A 16,507-nucleotide genomic window follows, 5' to 3' on the forward strand; every position below is an offset into this window, starting at 1 on the left:
CTCTTATTGCAGTGCCGGCGCGGAGGCAAGCGCTCTCTCCGCACCATAGAAAGCAATTTCATCCAGCACCACGTCCGGCTGGGCGGAAATGGCATCGGCCAAGGACATTTCAGCACCACTGGTTATGTCGCGCAGCATCTGCTGAATGTTTGGATGCTCGTACCAAGTAGGACTGAGAGTGAGGCAATTCAGGGCGAATAAAATCACGTCCTGCTGACCACGAAGCCCCTGGTCGTTTGCGAGCTTGACGAGTGCATCAAGACGCGTCTCTGGATGCGCGGGAATAGCCCGTTCAGACTTCCTAAGCGCCATCAGGACTCTACGTGCATCGGCAATGCGCTCTTGCTCTGCCCATAAGGCATGCATGCTCTGAACAGATACGTGTGCTGCCATACCGGTTTCATGCGCAGCGACGCAGCGCAAGGTCGCTGCAGCATCCACAAACCACCAGCGAGTGGTACCGGCAAGCATCCAATCAATCATGTCTGCATGATTGCCGGCGATCAACGCAAGACGATGCGGTTCAAACCATGGAAGAACCTTTCGACCACTAAGCGGGTTGGCGATAACGCATCGATCCGCAATGCGCGACGCCATCTGGCTCGCATCGCTCGTCGTTGCGACCCATCCGCATACGTAAGCTCCATTGATGCTCGCGCAACGGGCAATGGCACAACGGATCGTTTCATTCAACAGTGCCTCGTCCGGATAGCCGCGATCCCCAGGGGCAAATATGGTGACTAGCAGGGGACAGATGTCCAGATCGTGTTTCAGGTCCGGGCGCTCAATACGTTTCCATAGTGGCTTCGGCTTACGTGCCACTAAGTGCTCCGGATGCAGAAGATCAAAGGGAGCAACCGGATGGTTTGGATCCAGGACGACATGAATGAAGTGATCTGGATATTGTTCACGCACCTGGAACAACTCGGTGCGCAGGTGTTCTCGCAGTTCCGCCTCATGGCCTGCTGGAGTCGACTCAGTTGTAGTCATGATTTCCACTCACATTCAGCGAGCTTGCCTGGAGCAGTGACATTACTCACCGTCCCGCCTCCCGGCCCCACAAACCGATGCCCCGCCCCCTTAAACGTCACCATCCCAGGCGCATGCAGCTCGATCGTGCCGTTCGTCACCTTGATCTGCGCACCGGCCGCATTGACGAGCACATGCTGCTTAGCCTCCGCGGTCACGTTGCCCTGTGTGGACGCCACCGTCACAGCCTTTTCGGCCACCAGATGGCTCTCGCCCTTGAGGCTGGAAAGCCCGACCTTGCCGCTTGCGGCATGCATGGCGATGCCTGGTGTCGCATCGCCGGCCTGCCCGAGCGATTTGCCATGCGCATACAAGCTCAATCCCTCGGCGACTGCAACTGAGAGATTGCCGCCTGCAGCAACGTTGGTGTCCTGCTTGGCGATCAGCGTGGCTTGCATGCCTGCAACCAGCACCGCATCCGCCGGGGTTGTGCTGACGATGCCCTTGGGTGCGGAGACCTGCAGATGCGGCTCGCTGTAGGCAACCGCTTCGGCGCCTTCACCAGCGCTTTCGGCATGGCGCAGCACCTCGGTGGTGTGGCGCAGTTGCTTGAGCGCGGGGAGTTCCTTTGCAGTAGGCTCATCGGCCAGACCAGCCTTCTGCTTCTGCGCTGCGTCGGCAAGCGATTCTGCGAGGTAGCTCACGGCTTCGATCTGGCTGGCGGCGGCTTCGCTGTCTTGCAGCGCAGCGCCAGCGTCGGCACTGTGCGCGGTGAGCAGCAGGCCGGCGCCGGCGCGCACGCTGCCGCTGTCGTCGGTGGCGAGCGCTGCCCCGTGGCCCAGGTCTGCCTGCCGCGCGCTGTCGATCTGCTCCTTGTGATGACCGAGCACGAGGCCGGTGGCCGCCTGCGTGGTGCTGAGCTGCGTGCGGGCCTGCCCTTCCGAATCATCGAAGACGAGCTGGTTGTAGCCCGACGAGCCTGATTGGCTGCCCGCCAGCGCCTGCGTCTTGATGCCGGACAGCACGGCATTGTGGGCGTAGGCGCCCTGGCTCTTGTTGCCACCGGCAAACCAGGCCGGGGCATTGCCGGTCGCACCTGCGGCGCCTGCCTGGTTCTGGTTGTACTGCGCATCGGTCTGGCCGCTGCCGTTGTAGGCGGCGCCCACCACGACGGGCCGATCGATGTCGCCTTGCAGGAATTCGACCAGCACTTCCTGGCCGACCCGCGGCAGCGCCACGCCGCCCCAGTTCGGTCCGGCCACGGGCGCTGTCACGCGCACCCATGCGCCAAGACCGGCGCTGGCACGCGCGTTGTCGTCACCGGCCGGATGCGACTGGCGGCTGGCCGAGCGTGCGCCACGCTGCCAGTGGAATTGCACCTTGATTCGATGGTCGCGATCGGTATGCACGGGCCCTTCCGCTCCCACCACGAGCGCCGTCTGGCTGCCGTTGACGGTCGGGCGCGGGTGCAGCGCGCGGCCCTGCTCGTCGCTCTGCTGCGGGCGCACGGGCACGTTGTCGCGCACGACGGTGAAGTGGTTGCGGTAAAACGGCGCGTCGTCGCCCGAGGCATGGTTGCTTCCGGCGGCCAGCACATCACCGCCGCGCAGCGCGCCCAGCGTTTCCGTCAGCACCTGGCCGAAGCGGTCGTTGAAGTTGTTGCGCGCCTGGTGCGTCACAGCCAACACCGCAAAGCGCTGCTCGCCATCGTCATGATCGAAATGATCGAGCAACTGGAAGCGCGTGCCGGTCGCCAACGTGCGCGCCGTGCCTTCGCCATCGAACTGTTTGTCGCGCAGCTCCAGCGCTTCCATCATCAGGCGCGCGACGCGTTGCGCCTGGTTGTTGTCTTCAAACCAGTACTGGCCGGGGTAGTCGGTGTCTTGCAGCGTCAGCTGCGGGCCGTCGTTGCTCTGCTGCTGCGCCCCGAGTTGCGCGGTGCGCTTGGCGTTGGCGCGGTAGTCCCAACTGGCGATCGATACGGCGTTGGTCTGCCAGCGGCGCGCGCCTTGCCAGCGGTCGATCACGTCTTCGGTGGCGGTGGCATCTGCGCGGCCAAACCGGATGCTTGCCTGCGCGTTGTCGACGAACACGTCATTGGAATCCGCAATGACCATGCGATGCACGCCCAGCGCATCGCCGTCCTTGGCTTCGTGCTCGAAGAAGTAGAACAGCCCTTCTTCGGCCAACAGGCGCGTGACGAAATCGAAGTCGCTTTCGTCGTATTGCGTGATGACACTGCGGCGCGTGTAGACCGAGCTGTCGCGCAAGGCCCAGCGCCATGCGGGCACCAGGCGGCCTTGGCCCTGGTAGTCGCCAAACAGGCTGTCGATTACCTCGATGACCGACATGTCCTGGAACAGGAAGCTGTCTTGCCGATGACGCAGGAACGCGAGCCAGGGCTCGATCACCAGTCGATAGCGCACCAGGCCACCGTTGGCCCCCACCTGCTCGAAGCGCGTCACGTGGCCATGAAACGGCCGCAGCGTGCTTCGGCTCTGCTGCGTCAGCAAGTCGAGCCGCACCGGCTGGCCAAGCAACTTGGCCGAATCAATGTCAGCGTTGTCGGACAGCGCCGTGAGTTCCAGCCGAAAACCGCCTGCGTCGATGTGCTCGGCAACGTCCACCTGTTCAGGCAGCAGCGCGTTCGGCCCCAACGGCGTTTCCAGCCGCAGCAGCCGATTGGCCTGCGAGAACGATGCACGTAACAAGTTTGCCAACTCGGTCGGAGAGACCATGATGTGCTCCAGCGAAGCGACTTAGTTGATGCGGTACTTGAACTCGCCGTTCTTGCCGACGCCCACTTTGATCTTCTCGACGCTGTCGCCCTCGGCCATGCGCGTCAGCACCGACTCGGCAATCTGCGGAAGCAGCGTACCGTTGAGGATGTGATCGACCGCGCGGGCGCCGGCATCCACTTCAGTGCAGCGTGCGAGCACGGATTCAACCAACGCGTTGTCCCACTGGAACGTCGCCTTGTGGTTGATGGCCACGCGATCGCGAATACGGCCCAGCTTGAGCGTGATGATCTCGGCCAGCACGTCGTCGGAAATCGGGTAATACGGCACCACCTTCATGCGCCCCAGGAATGCGGGCTTGAACGCCTTGTAGAGCGTCGGACGCAGCTGCTCTGCCAGCGCATCGGTGTCGGGCAGTTCCTCGGCAGGTTTGTTCAAGCACGCCTGCATGATGGCCTGCGACCCGACGTTCGACGTGAGGATGATGATGGTGTTGCGGAAGTCGATCGGGCGACCTTCAGCGTCGTCCATCTCGCCCTTGTCGAACACTTGGAAGAACATCTCCAGCACGTCAGGGTGGGCCTTCTCCACTTCGTCCAACAGCACGACGCTGTACGGATTGCGACGCACGGCTTCGGTCAGCACGCCGCCCTCGCCGTAACCCACATAACCCGGCGGCGAGCCCTTAAGCCCCGACACGCTGTGCGCCTCCTGGTACTCGCTCATGTTGATGGTGATGAGCTTGCGCTCGCCGCCGTAGAGAATGTCGGCCAACGCCAGCGCGGTTTCCGTTTTACCGACGCCCGACGGGCCGGCAAACAGGAACACGCCGCGCGGTTTGTTCGGGTCTTCCAGGTTGGCGGTGGCGGTGCGCACGCGCTGGGCAATGGCATCCAGCGCGTGGTCTTGCCCGATCACGCGGGCGGCCAGCAGCGGCTTGAGGTTCAGCACCGTGCGCAACTCGTCCTTGACCATGCGGCCCAGCGGAATGCCCGTCCAGGCCGAGACGATTTCCGACACAACATGGCCATCCACCTGCAGCGGCACCATGGGCGATTCACCTTGCAGCGCGCGCAGCTCGGCAAGCAGCTTGGCCAGTTCGTCCTGCTCGTCCGCTTTGTCGGCAGCGCGCTTGCGCTTGGGGATCGAGACAACGTCGCTGTTGGCGGCCACGGGCAGTGCGTCTTCCTCGCCGGCTTGCGCAGCATCGCTTTCGCGCGCTTCGCGCAACGCCTGAATGCGTGCAACCAGCGCACGCTCCTGCGCCAGACGTTCGGTGTTCTGCGCGACGCGTTGCTCCAGTTCCGTGCGCTGCTCGTTCAGCGCCTTCAGGCGCGCGTCGTGCTCGGCACCGGCGCTTTGTTCTCGCTCCAGCGCATTGATCTCACCCTGCAGGCGTTCCAGCGTCTTCTGGTCGTCTTCGATGGCACCGGGCGTGGCGCTCTGGCCCAATGCCACCTTGGCGCAAGCCGTGTCCAGCACGCTGACGGCCTTGTCCGGCAGTTGGCGGCCGCTGATATAGCGATGCGACAGCCGCACTGCCTCGGTAATCGCTTCATCCAACACGCGCACTCCAAAGTGGCGCTCCATCAGCCCAGCCATGCCACGCAGCATGGCGGCTGCCAGCGGCTCGCTAGGCTCTTCCACCTTCACGACCTGGAAGCGGCGCGCCAGCGCGGCATCTTTTTCGAAGTACTTCTTGTATTCGCTCCAGGTGGTGGCCGCGATCGTGCGCAGCTCGCCGCGTGCCAGCGCAGGCTTGAGCAGGTTGGCCGCATCGTTCTGCCCGGCCTGCCCGCCCGCACCGATGATGGTGTGCGCTTCGTCAATGAACAGGATGATCGGCTTCGGGCTCTTCTTCACCTCGTCGATCACGTTCTTCAGTCGGTTCTCGAATTCGCCCTTGACGCTGGCGCCGGCCTGCAAGAGACCCATGTCGAGCGTGCGCAGCGTCACGCCTTGCAGCGGCGGCGGCACGTCGTTGGCAGCCACGCGCAGGGCCAGGCCCTCCACCACTGCGGTCTTACCCACGCCCGCCTCCCCGGTGAGGATCGGGTTGTTCTGGCGGCGACGCATCAGGATGTCGATCACCTGGCGGATCTCGGCATCGCGGCCGATCACAGGGTCGATGCGGCCATCGCGCGCGGATTGGGTCAGGTCGACGGTGAACTGATCCAGCGCGGGTGTGGCCGTCAGCGCAGCGGCCGGCTTGCCGCCTTCGCCTTGCACTGCGTCTTCGCCGTCGTCAGCAATATCCACGGCCTGCACTTGTTCGTCTGAACCGGCGGTCAGTCGATCGAAGTCGTGCTTGAGGCGGTCCGCCTGAATCTGCCCGAACAGGCGCGAGCCACGTTGCGCGAGCGCAGACAGGCTCGGCTCGGTCAGCAGCGCCAGCAGCAGATGGCCGGAGCGGATGCGCGTGATTTGCGAATCGAGCGAGGCGATCAGCCAGCCGTGCTCGAACAGCTTCGGCAGATATGGCGAGAACGCCGGCGTGCGCGTGTTGCCTGTCTGGAAGCGGCCGATCTCGGCCTCCAGGTCACGTTGCAGCGCGGCCAAGTCGATGCCGCTTGCGCGGGCGGCCACGGCAAAGTCACTGCGGCGGTTTTCCAGCAACGCCAGGAACAGGTGCTCGAGATCGACCTCGTAGTTGCCGCGCGCCATGCACAGCGACGCCGCGCGCTCGGCGGCTTGCCGGCTCGTCGCGTTCAGCTTGGCGATCAGGGTTTTGAGTGGGATGGCCATGGCGGCAGCGCTCCGGAAGAATCGATGAATGTGTCGGTATCAATGCAGCGGCGCGAGCGTGTATTGCGCATCGCTGCGGTCCTGCTGCGCGGGGCGGGAGCACAGGAAGGTGTCCCAGCCCAGGCGGCCGTCGTTGCTGTTGTCCAGCGTGCTGCCGATCACGTCTTGGTGGCGCAGGATCAGCTTGACCTCAAACTCCAGCGTGGTGCCGCACAGGATGGTCAGCATCTTGCGCAGTGCCAGCGCGCCAGACGCACCGGGCAGGAAATTGCGGTACTGCGCGCGCTTGAGCGGCCCCACCCACAGGCGCACCCGCAAGTCGCGCTGCCACACCCGCGCGCCGGCCAACGCCGTGGCGCCCAGCAGGTTGTTGGTGCTGCCCAGCCGCGTGTACTGCGACGCCGGCACGCGATACCACCCGCCGACAAACTGCTCCACCCGTATCGGCGCCTGGAAGTAATCCGACAGCACGCGCTGCAGATACGCCGCAGACACCGGCCGATGCCGGATCGCCGTGGCATAACCAGCCAGCGCCTCGTCGAGGATCGGCCCCGGCGTAGTGGAAAGATCGTGACGCAGCGTCTTGTCAGCCGCACCCGCCAGCGACAGCAGCAGCGGCAGGTAATGCTTGTTGCTGTCGACTTCGTACTGGAACGGCAGGCGGTATTTCTTCCACGCCAGATAGAACAGCGCGGTCGCCCGGTTCGAAAAGATGTCGAAGAACGCACGGGCTGCGCGGTCGCGCCACAGGCTTTCGCGCTCCGCCACGATTTCGGTGTAGCGCAGCGGCAAGGCGCCCTGGCCGCCCAGCATGCCGAAGAACGTGGGCGTGATCGCCAGCGAATCGAGCGCGCCCTCTTCCAGCGCAGCGATGAACGCGGCATCGGTTTCGAGCATCTCGGCGGTAATGCCTTCGGCCTCGATGTGCTGCAGTTCGCTGGGCGGAAACGAGAGCGACAGCGTGTTGCGAAAGCTCAGACGCGTGGCCAGCGCCTGCTCGGGCGCCATGCCGCCTTCGCGCGCAAACAGCTGCTCCAGCAGCCGCACGGCCTGGAAGAACTGGTACCGGTGCGGCTGCTTGAGCAGCCGCCGGATCACACCAGGATCGATTCGCCGCTGCGGGGTGCGCATTTGACCAATTCCTTGCCACTGCGGCGCGAGACCGCAATCAACTGCACAAAGCTGTTCATGTGGACGTACAGGCCGAAGAAGTGATCCAGCACGCGGATGAAGCGGTGCATGCCGGTGCCCACAAAGGCGTCTTCGTCCAGCGTGAGGCGCACTTCCAGGCCCCGCACGAAGGTGGCGAACGGCTTGCCCGCCAGCCACTGCGTCGCCGGTTGGTAGTCCAGGGCAACGATGCCCTCGATCTGCCGTGCCGAGATCGCGTTGCGCGGCAGATCGTGCAGGCGCAGCATCTCTTTCAGCGTCGGCAAACCGTTCTGCACGAGCGACAGATGGTTCAGCGCCAGCAACGAGATCAAACGCCACTGCGCCGCCCGCCCACCGCCAAACCGCATGGAAGGCGTCGGCTTGCGCAGGAAGGTGATGTTGCGGGCAATGGAGCTGCCTTCCATCGACAGATCTCCATCGGGCTGACCAAATGCCAGCGTCGAAGGCAGGTCGCGGTTCGTGCAGGTAACGGTCAGGCTCAGCGTGTCGGTCTGCGGGCTGGTCGGATCGAAGTGCGTATCGACGATGGAGATCTCGGTTTCGAACCCCGGGCTGCGCTGCGCGATCAGCTCGTCGCGGCGTGCCAGCCAGTAATGGCCCGCGCGGCCGGGCTCTTCACCGTGATGCAGGGAGTAGAACGGCCGGAACTCCGTGACCTTCTCGTGCGCCGTGGTTTCGCGCACCAACTGCACGTTGTCGATGGAGTAGATGTCAAAGCCGTGCGCGCGTCGGCTGTCGGCCACGACCGGATACGCGCTGGCCGTATGTTCGATACGGATCGGGTCGGCCTTCTGCTGGAACAGATTGACCACGGGCGTGCAATGCAGGCGCAGGTGCTCCGGCTGCAGGTTTTCAAGCAGGCGCGCAGCGTGCGAATCGCTGCGCAAGTCTTTCAGCACCAGATGCAGCGTCAGACGGCGCACCGGCACGCCCGGCGTCATGCCGCGTCGCAATGCAGCCAGGTCGATATCGAAGAAGTTGAATTTCTCGGCAAAGCTGAAGTGCTCGGTCAGCAGCCGATAGGCCGGGTGTGAGCGTGCCGGGCAATCGATCAGGGATTCATCTTCGGTAAAGCCGACTTCGTGCAAGGGCACGGAAATCAGGCGCTTCCAGACGCCTGCGCGTTCGGCTTCGACGTAGCCGGCCGCGGTATGTAAGAACAGCGCGTCACCGAGCGCGGCCACGAAAGACGGTTCGCCGTCCATATAGACGCGCAGTTTTTCCAGTGGCAGCGATTCAAAACCGCCGCGCTCCCCCACGTATTCCAGCGTGATGGCAATGGAGCCCGTCGCGCCCTTTGGCAGTTGCACGGCGGCCGGCGCAGACACCGCACGCTCGAACGTGGCACCGGCAACGCGCACCGGCGCGAACGTGACGTCGTATGCAGTGCGGAAACGGCATTCGACCTTGCGCACCACGCGTGTGGTGAGAAATGTGCCACGCGCAATCGTGACCGGCGCGCTCAGTTGCGCAGCCACGCCGCGCACATCGAAATGCGCCACCGAACACGATGGAAAGGGCCGCAGGTAGTGCGGATACAGCACCTCCAGCAGCGCCTCGGTAAATTCGGGGTAGTCGTCGTCGAGCTTCTTGCTGACGCGTGCGGTCAGGAAGGCAAACGACTCGATCATCCGCTCGACATGCGGATCGTCGCAGCCGTCGCCCGACATGGCGAGGCGGCCGGCGATCTTCGGATACCGCTCGGCGAAGTCGCGCGAGTACCGGCGCAGGAAGGCCAGTTCTCGTTCGTAATAAGGCAGCAGCTCTTCCATTCTTCGTGGCGGTCCGGTGGCGGTCCTGCAGGTGCTTCAGCGTGTTGCGGGTGGTGCGTTGTGCAGGTCCGTGCAATCTCAGCCGCGTCCGCGCGAAACGGAATACCGCAGCGTCGACGGTTGCAGCATGGCGTCAAAACTCACGGGCTCGCGAGCGGGCCCCACCAGCAGCACCGCGCTGATCCCAAAGCACAAGGCATTGGTCGCGCGCTCATTGATCTCCAGCGACACATTCACATGCTGCAAGCGCGGCTCATGCCGCTCGATCGCCTTGGTAAGCGACTGGCAGATGTAGTTGCGGTCGTAGAAACTGGCCAGGCTCAGGCCGGAAAAATCGTTCAGGCCATACGTGAGCAACGACCGCTTGCATTCCGGCAAGCCGTGCAAGTCGTCCTCTTCCAACACGATGCGCGTGTTGAGCAAGGATTCAATATCGCGTGCCACGGTGCTCTTGAGTTCTTCAAGCGAGAGCTGGCGCAATGCCGTGGGCATGGGCGCGTGCGGCTCGTCGTCGAAGAGCTTGTCGAGCAGGCTGGGTTCGAAGCCTTTCATATGCTGCTAGAAAACAAGATGCCGCAGCACGGCGGCTGCGGCTCTTGTCATCAGGAGAACACCAAACGTTAAACCGAGTAGGTCTTGTCGTTCTTGGTGAGGCTCCAGGCGCCTTGCGAGTTGCCGCCTTGGCCGCCGGCGCTCTTCTGCTGCGTGTACTTCCACTGCACAGCGGCGTAGCGCAGGCTGAAGGTGTCGGTCGGAATGCCCTGGGCGACCACTTGCGAATCGACTTCGCTCAGGATGGCGTTCTTCAGCTTGACTTCGAGGTACTTCACGCGGTTGCCTTCGCCGTCTGCGCGGAAGAACTCGATGGTCACTTCACCAAAGGTCGTGCCGCCCGAAGCGTGCTGGTACAGCAGCGGGCTGACGACGTCCAGATCCTTCGTGAAGACCATGTCGCGGTGCTCGCAACGCTCAGCCGTGTGGCCGCCGGCGGTCGAAGCCGTGGCCGAACGCGGTTGGCTGATTGCCTGCGACCAGCTGTTGATTTCGATCCAGTCCTTGTGATCCTTGTCTTGCGACTCCCCCTTGATTGCCGGGCTGTCGAACTTGACGTAGATATCCTTCATACAGAGACCCTCTTCAATAGATTGGTTGTTGGTACTGCAACGGGTAACGAGCGTAACGGGTGGTTATGCCCGAACATTCCCCCCCGGGGAGAGTCCGGTCAGGAATTACGAGTTGGCCGACTTCGGCAGATCCGCCACCAAACGCAGCGAGATCGACAGTTCATCGAGCTGGAAATGCGGCCGCAGGAACGCCACCGAGCGGTATGTGCCCGGCTTGCCCGGCACTTCCGCCACCTGGATCGACGCCTCGCGCAGCGGGAATTGCGCCTTCTGTTCTTGCGTGGCGTTGTCGTCCAGCAGCACGTACTGCGAAATCCAGCGGTTCAGGAACGTCTCAACGTTCTTGGCCGAGGCAAAGCTGCCGATCTTGTCGCGCATCATCGCCTTCAGGTAGTGCGCCACGCGCGATACCGAAAAGATGTACTGCAGCTGCGCAGACAGGACCGCATTGGCGTTTGCGCTGTCGGAGTCATACTTCTTGGCCTTCTGCGCCGACTGTGCAGCGAAGAACGCGGCGTAGTCCGTGTTCTTGCAATGCACGAGCGGAATGAAGCCGAGGTCGCTCAGTTCCTTCTCGCGGCGGTCGGTGATGGCGATCTCGGTCGGGCACTTGAGTGCGATTTCGCCGTCATCGGTCTTGAAGGTGTGCGTCGGCAGGTCTTCGACCAGGCCGCCACCTTCCACACCGCGGATGGCAGCACACCAACCGAAGTCGTCAAACGCTGCCGTCAGGCGCGCGCCGAACGCCCAGGCAGCGTTGCACCACAGGTACTTGCTGTGATCGGTGCCGTCCACGTCCTCAACAAAGTTGAAGCTCTCGACCACGGTGCCGTCCTTCGGGTTGTACGGCAGACGGCCGAGGAAGCGCGGCAAGGTCAGACCCACGTAGCGCGAATCTTCCGAATCGCGGAACGACTTCCACTTGGCGTATTCAACCGTGTCGAACACCTTGGCCAGGTCACGCGGCTTGCCCAGGTCGGCAAACGATTCCAGGCCCAGCAGCTCAGGCGACGACGACGCAATGAACGGCGCATGCGAAGCCGCTGCCACGTGCGCCATCTGCTCGATGAAGTACATGTCTTCCGGCTGACGCGTGACCTCATAGTCGCCAATCAGCGCGCCAAACGGTGCACCGCCAAAGGTGCCGAACTCTTCTTCGTAGACCTTCTTGAACAGCGCGCTCTGGTCAAACTCGATGGCAGTCTTGAAGTCCTTCGTCAGATCGCGCTTGGTCGCGTTGAGCGCCTTGATCTTGATTGTCTGGCCGGTACTCGTTTCCTTGACCAGATAGTTCAGGCCGCGCCAGGTGGATTCCAGCTTCTGGAATTCCGGCGCGTGCATGATCGCGCTCAGCTGCTGCGAGATCAGGCGATCCAGCTCTGCCACGCGTGCATCGAGCGTGGCAGACAAGTTGTCGGACACCACCACGGTGCCGCTCAGCACCTGGCTGGCGAGCTCGCCGATGATGTCTTTCGCGCGTTCACGCTCGGAATCGGACTTGGCGACGCGGCTTTGCTCGACGATGCTGTCCAGCAGGCTCACCTCTTCCGCAACCGAGGCGCCCTGCGCAGCGGATTGGTTCTCAAGCATCCTCGCCCCCGTTTTGCTTGGCGCCCAGCTTCTTCGCGTTTTCGGTGTTCTTCAGCACCTCCGACAGCAGGTCTTCCAGCTTGTCGTTACCGGCCATCTTGTTGCGCAGGTCAGCCAGCTTTGAGCGGGCTTCGAGCAGCTTGCGCAGCGGCTCGACCTGCTCAACAACAGCTTCGGGGCTGAAGTCTTCGAGCGAGCGGAACTTCAGGTCGACGCCAAAGCGGCCGCCGTCTTCCGTCAGCGTGTTTGGCACCTGGAACGCCGCGCGCGGCTCCACGCCCTTCATCACTTCGTCGAAGTTGTCGCGGTCGATATTGACGAACTTGCGATCGCGCAACTTGGGTTGCTGCACTTCGGATTGGCCCGACAGGTCAGCCACCACGCCCACCACGAATGGCAGCTCTTTCGTCTCGATTGCGTCGCCGATTTCGACGTCATACGTCAGTTGTACACGCGGCGGACGCACCTTTTGCAGACGCTTCTGTACGCTTTCTTTCTTGGCCATCACGTTCCTCCAGGAATGCGAACCAGCGCTGTGCTTAACGCAGGGCGCCGAACGGGTCTGCGCTGCCGCTGGCAGCACCGGTGGCAGCTGCCGGCGCAGCAGTCGTGCCATGCGCGGCAGCTGTGCCGTGCTCGGCAGCGGGCGCTGCGCGGCGGACGACGCGGCCGGCCGGGCGGCGCACCGGCTGCTTGGCGACCGGTTGCTCGCCCGGGAACAGGACCTGTTCACCCAGCGTGTCACGCAGCATCTTGGCAAGCACTTGCGCGTCGGTCTTGACGTCGCCAGCCAGCGCGCTGTCAGCACGCAGCTCTTGGAGCGAACGGCGCGCCACGCGCAGGCCGCTCACAGCCAGGATGCTCTTGGCCTGACGATCGGCGTTGTCACGCTGCAGGGCTTCTTCTGCGGCCAGGATGGCTTGCGGATACTTCTCTGCGCCGAACTGGATCTGCGCGATGCGCACCCACGGCTCATCACGGGTCGGGTTCTGCTTGGCGATCTGCTGGTACAGATCAATGGCCTTGTCCTGCTGGCCGCCCTTGGCCGCAGCTTCCGCCTCCGACATGCTCTGGCCGAAGGCCTCGTCGGTTTGGGGTCCGGGGTTGGTACTCGCGCAGCCCGCAAAGAGAGCGGAGGCAGCAGCCAGCACGATGAAGGAACGGAGAACGGAAGTAGACGAGGATTTGGCCACGGCGAGACTCTTCAAAGTTTCAAAGCGGTGTGTCGATACCCAATCAAATTCGCCGGAATTGACGAGTTAAATGTTGGTCTCGACTGGCGCGAAATAGTACACTCCGCTCGTTGCCGTTGACAACCAAAAAAGGATTATTAAGGAACCGAAACATCCTTTGTATTCAACGCCTTAGAACCGCGCCGGGCAACGATCTCCGATTATTAAGAAACGGAAACATTCTTCCGATTTCCTTTATTAAGAAATCGAAACAATGCACCGATTTCCTTTAGCGGAACGGGCGCAGCAGCAGTCAAACAAAGAGAATTAAGTAATTCAGAAATCAGGCATGAATATGATGAAATTCGATGCTGCTTGGGGGCAAGCGGCAAGGCAGCCGGGCTGCGGCCGCCTTCTGAAGCACTCTCTGAAGCACCGTCTCGCAGGGGCGCTCAAGCTGATGCTGGTGAGCGCCAGCGTGGTCGCTCTGGCCGCCTGCTCCACCGGAGCGAGCGTGCTGGCTGGTGCGGCCAACGGCGCGCTGGAAGCCATGGGGCTGAAATCGTCGAACCTGCCCGATGCACAGAAGCCGCCACGTGAAGTGCCGCTCAAGATGACGGCGGGCAATAACCTGAACGCCGCCAACGACCGCCGTCCGGTAGCGATAGTGGTGCGCCTGTATTCGTTGAAGGACCCGACCAGCTTCCTGCAAGCGCCGTATGACACCTTCATCGACCCGGCGCGCGAGAAGCAAACGCTGGGCGCAGATCTCGTCAACGTGCGCGAGATGACGCTGATCCCCGGCCAGCGCTACGACTTCACCGAGAAGGTCTCGCGCGAAGCAACCACGCTGGGCATCGTGGCGCTGTTCCGCAGCCCCGCGTCACAGCGCTGGAAGTTCGCCTTCAACACTGAGAAGAACGAGAAGTCGGGCATTGTGATCGGCCTGCACGCCTGCGCCATGACCGTGACGTCAGGCACGCTGACCACCCCCGCCGGCGCCACGCCGCTGACTGATCTGAACCTGCTCTCCCCCGCGGTGTGCGGTAGCTGAACAACAAGGGCCAACGTGAGTTACTCCGCAAAGATTCTCTGGGGCGAAGGGCTGTTCCTGCGTCCGCAGCACTTTCAGCGTCAGGACGCGTATCACGAGTCGCGCCTGCACGCGACCGCGCAAGTCATCCAGCCATACGGATGGGGCATCCGCCATGCGCGCTTCGATACCGATGCGCTGGCCAGCGGCGTGCTGCGCGTGATCGAGCTGTCACTGTTCTTTCCGGACGGCGAGCTGTATTTCGCTCCGCAGGCCGATGCGCTTCCACCGCCGCTGGTGCTGGACGCCATTCCCGCCGGCGTGTCAGAGCTGACCTTCCATATCGCGCTGTATCCGCTGCAAGACAACGGCGGCAACTACCGCGAGCAGATCGAAGGCGCATCGGTATCGCGCTTTGTCGGCACGGAAGAGGAAACGGCCGACCTGTATACAGAGGCGGAGCCCGCTGCCATCACGTATCTGAAGAAGTCGGTCAAGCTGATTGCCGAGACGGAGCCGCGCGAGCAGTTCATCTCGCTGCCCGTGGTGCGTGTGCGGCGTACCGGCACCGGCGGCTTTGAGCTGGACGAGAGCTTTGTCGCGCCCAGCATGGCGATCAACGCCTCGGCCGTGCTGTATCAACGCCTGCGCCGTCTGCTCGACGCGCTGCAGGCCAAGGTCAACGCGCTGTACGGCTTCCACCGCGAGCCGACCAAGAACATCATCGAATTCCGCTCCGGCGACATCGCATCCTTCTGGCTGCTGCATACGGCCAATGCGGCCTTTGCGGCGCTGTCGCATCTGTATCACCACCCCGACCTGCACCCTGAGCGGCTCTTCCAGGAAATGCTGCGCCTGGCCGGCGCGCTCATGACGTTCACCAAGAGCTACACGCTGGCCGACCTGCCCGCCTACGATCACGACAATCCGGGCCCGGTATTTGCCAAGCTCGACACGATCGTGCGCGAGCTGCTCGATACCGTCATCTCCACGCGCTACTTTGCAATTGCGCTGGAAGAGACGCGCCCGTCGTTCCACCTCGGCCGCATCGACTCCGGCAAGATCGACGACCAGACCAGCTTCTATCTGTCGGTATCGGCAGACATGCCTGCCGCCGAACTGGTGGAAGCCATTCCGGCGCGCTTCAAGGTCGGCGCCCCCGACGACGTAGAAAAGCTCGTGCTGTCGTCCATGCCTGGCGTGCCGCTCACCTACACGCCACAGGTGCCCCCCGCCATTCCGGTGCGCCCGGGCGCGTGCTACTTCGCCGTTGAAGCGCGGGGCATGCTGTACGAACGCATGCTGCAAGCGCAGACCCTCACCATCTATGCCCCGGCCGGTATCCGGGAACTCAAACTTGAACTGATCGCGGTGACTTCATGAGCGCTACCTCCACCCCTTCGCTGTTTGGCGGTTCGGCACCGGCAACCGCTGCGGCGGATGCACGTGAATCCAACACACACGCGCGCACGCTGCTTGATTTGCTGTATGACGGCTTCTTCATGCTGTTCCAGTTGCGCAACGCCCAGCAGCCGGCCAGTGCAGAAGAGTTCCTGAACCGCGTACGCACCTTCCTTGACGATTTCGACCGTGGTGCCAAGCGCCTGAACGTGTCGGCTGAAGACGTCTTCGATTCGAAATATGCCTTCTGTGCGGCGGTGGACGAAACGATCCTGTCGTCCAACTTTGCGATCCGCCCGGCCTGGGAGCGCCGCCCGCTGCAGCTCGTGCTGTTTGGCGAACAGCTCGCCGGCGAGACCTTCTTCGTCAAGCTTGAAGAGCTGCGTGCACACGGTGCGCCGCGCCTGCAGGCGCTGGAGGTGTTCCACATGTGCCTGCTGCTGGGCTTCCGCGGCAAGTACATCCTCGAAGGACCGGAGAAACTGGCTTACCTGACCGCACGCCTGGGCGACGAAATTTCCGCCATCAAGGGCAAGCGCGCCGCGTTTGCCCCGCACTGGCCGCTGCCCGACAAGGTCGCGCACATGCTCAAGCGCGAAACGCCGCTGTGGATTTTCGGCGCCGTGTTTGCGCTGATCGGGCTGCTGGGCTTCCTCGGGCTGTCGCACACGCTAAGCACCAAGACCAACGAAACGCTGGAAGGCTATTCGCAGGTCATCAAGCTCGGGCCGCGCTTCTCGCACCTGACGATTTCGCTGCCGTGATGGCCACGATGGGCTGCGTGCCCATC

General features: G+C 63.1%; 13 protein-coding genes. 3 read left to right on the plus strand and 10 right to left on the minus strand.

Annotation, left to right across the window (positions count from 1 at the left end; all coding sequences use genetic code 11):
- Positions 1-3: 3 nt before the first annotated feature.
- From BG83_RS0123125 to BG83_RS0123170, 10 genes are all read right to left on the minus strand, one after another.
- Entirely contained in the window at positions 4-990 is a 987-nt protein-coding gene (locus tag BG83_RS0123125) for a hypothetical protein (RefSeq protein WP_024978974.1), read from the minus strand.
- Positions 987-3,707: a type VI secretion system Vgr family protein gene (locus BG83_RS0123130; protein WP_024978975.1), complete on the minus strand. Its 2,721-nt coding sequence runs from the start codon at positions 3,705-3,707 to the stop codon at positions 987-989. The genes BG83_RS0123125 and BG83_RS0123130 overlap by 4 nt, the downstream gene beginning before the upstream one ends.
- 21 nt (positions 3,708-3,728) lie before the next feature.
- Positions 3,729-6,452 carry a type VI secretion system ATPase TssH gene (gene tssH, locus BG83_RS0123135; protein ID WP_024978976.1) on the minus strand — a complete coding sequence of 908 codons (2,724 nt, stop codon included), beginning with the start codon at positions 6,450-6,452 and terminating at the stop codon, positions 3,729-3,731.
- Between the two features lie 39 nt (positions 6,453-6,491).
- Positions 6,492-7,583, minus strand: a complete 1,092-nt coding sequence (tssG, locus tag BG83_RS0123140) for a type VI secretion system baseplate subunit TssG (protein ID WP_024978977.1) — start codon at positions 7,581-7,583, stop codon at positions 6,492-6,494.
- Positions 7,547-9,397 carry a type VI secretion system baseplate subunit TssF gene (gene tssF / locus BG83_RS0123145; RefSeq protein WP_024978978.1) on the minus strand — a complete coding sequence of 617 codons (1,851 nt, stop codon included), beginning with the start codon at positions 9,395-9,397 and terminating at the stop codon, positions 7,547-7,549. The genes tssG and tssF overlap by 37 nt, the downstream gene beginning before the upstream one ends.
- 78 nt (positions 9,398-9,475) lie before the next feature.
- Positions 9,476-9,949: a type VI secretion system baseplate subunit TssE gene (gene tssE / locus BG83_RS0123150; RefSeq protein ID WP_024978979.1), complete on the minus strand. Its 474-nt coding sequence runs from the start codon at positions 9,947-9,949 to the stop codon at positions 9,476-9,478.
- 68 nt (positions 9,950-10,017) lie between these two features.
- Entirely contained in the window at positions 10,018-10,521 is a 504-nt protein-coding gene (locus BG83_RS0123155) for an Hcp family type VI secretion system effector (RefSeq protein ID WP_009241815.1), read from the minus strand.
- A gap of 105 nt (positions 10,522-10,626) precedes the next feature.
- Entirely contained in the window at positions 10,627-12,111 is a 1,485-nt protein-coding gene (gene tssC / locus BG83_RS0123160; protein ID WP_024978980.1) for a type VI secretion system contractile sheath large subunit, read from the minus strand.
- Positions 12,104-12,616 (minus strand): type VI secretion system contractile sheath small subunit, encoded by a 513-nt coding sequence (gene tssB / locus BG83_RS0123165; RefSeq protein WP_009241817.1) that lies wholly within the window; start codon positions 12,614-12,616, stop codon positions 12,104-12,106. Before tssB ends, tssC begins: the two co-directional genes overlap by 8 nt.
- A gap of 34 nt (positions 12,617-12,650) precedes the next feature.
- Positions 12,651-13,304 (minus strand): hypothetical protein, encoded by a 654-nt coding sequence (locus BG83_RS0123170; RefSeq protein ID WP_024978981.1) that lies wholly within the window; start codon positions 13,302-13,304, stop codon positions 12,651-12,653.
- Positions 13,305-13,743: 439 nt separating this feature from the next.
- Here BG83_RS0123170 and tssJ point away from each other — a divergent pair, with 439 nt between their 5' ends.
- From tssJ to BG83_RS0123185, 3 genes are read left to right on the plus strand one after another with little or no spacing between them, the layout of a single operon-like run.
- The gene (gene tssJ, locus BG83_RS0123175; RefSeq protein ID WP_235193269.1) at positions 13,744-14,337 is read left to right on the plus strand and encodes a type VI secretion system lipoprotein TssJ; all 594 of its coding nucleotides are present in this window, start codon (positions 13,744-13,746) and stop codon (positions 14,335-14,337) included.
- Positions 14,338-14,352: 15 nt separating this feature from the next.
- Positions 14,353-15,699: a type VI secretion system baseplate subunit TssK gene (tssK, locus tag BG83_RS0123180; protein WP_024978983.1), complete on the plus strand. Its 1,347-nt coding sequence runs from the start codon at positions 14,353-14,355 to the stop codon at positions 15,697-15,699.
- Positions 15,696-16,481, plus strand: a complete 786-nt coding sequence (locus BG83_RS0123185; protein WP_024978984.1) for a DotU family type IV/VI secretion system protein — start codon at positions 15,696-15,698, stop codon at positions 16,479-16,481. Before tssK ends, BG83_RS0123185 begins: the two co-directional genes overlap by 4 nt.
- Positions 16,482-16,507 lie beyond the last annotated feature (26 nt).

It is taken from the genome of Ralstonia pickettii (assembly GCF_000607165.1).
Lineage (GTDB): Bacteria > Pseudomonadota > Gammaproteobacteria > Burkholderiales > Burkholderiaceae > Ralstonia > Ralstonia holmesii.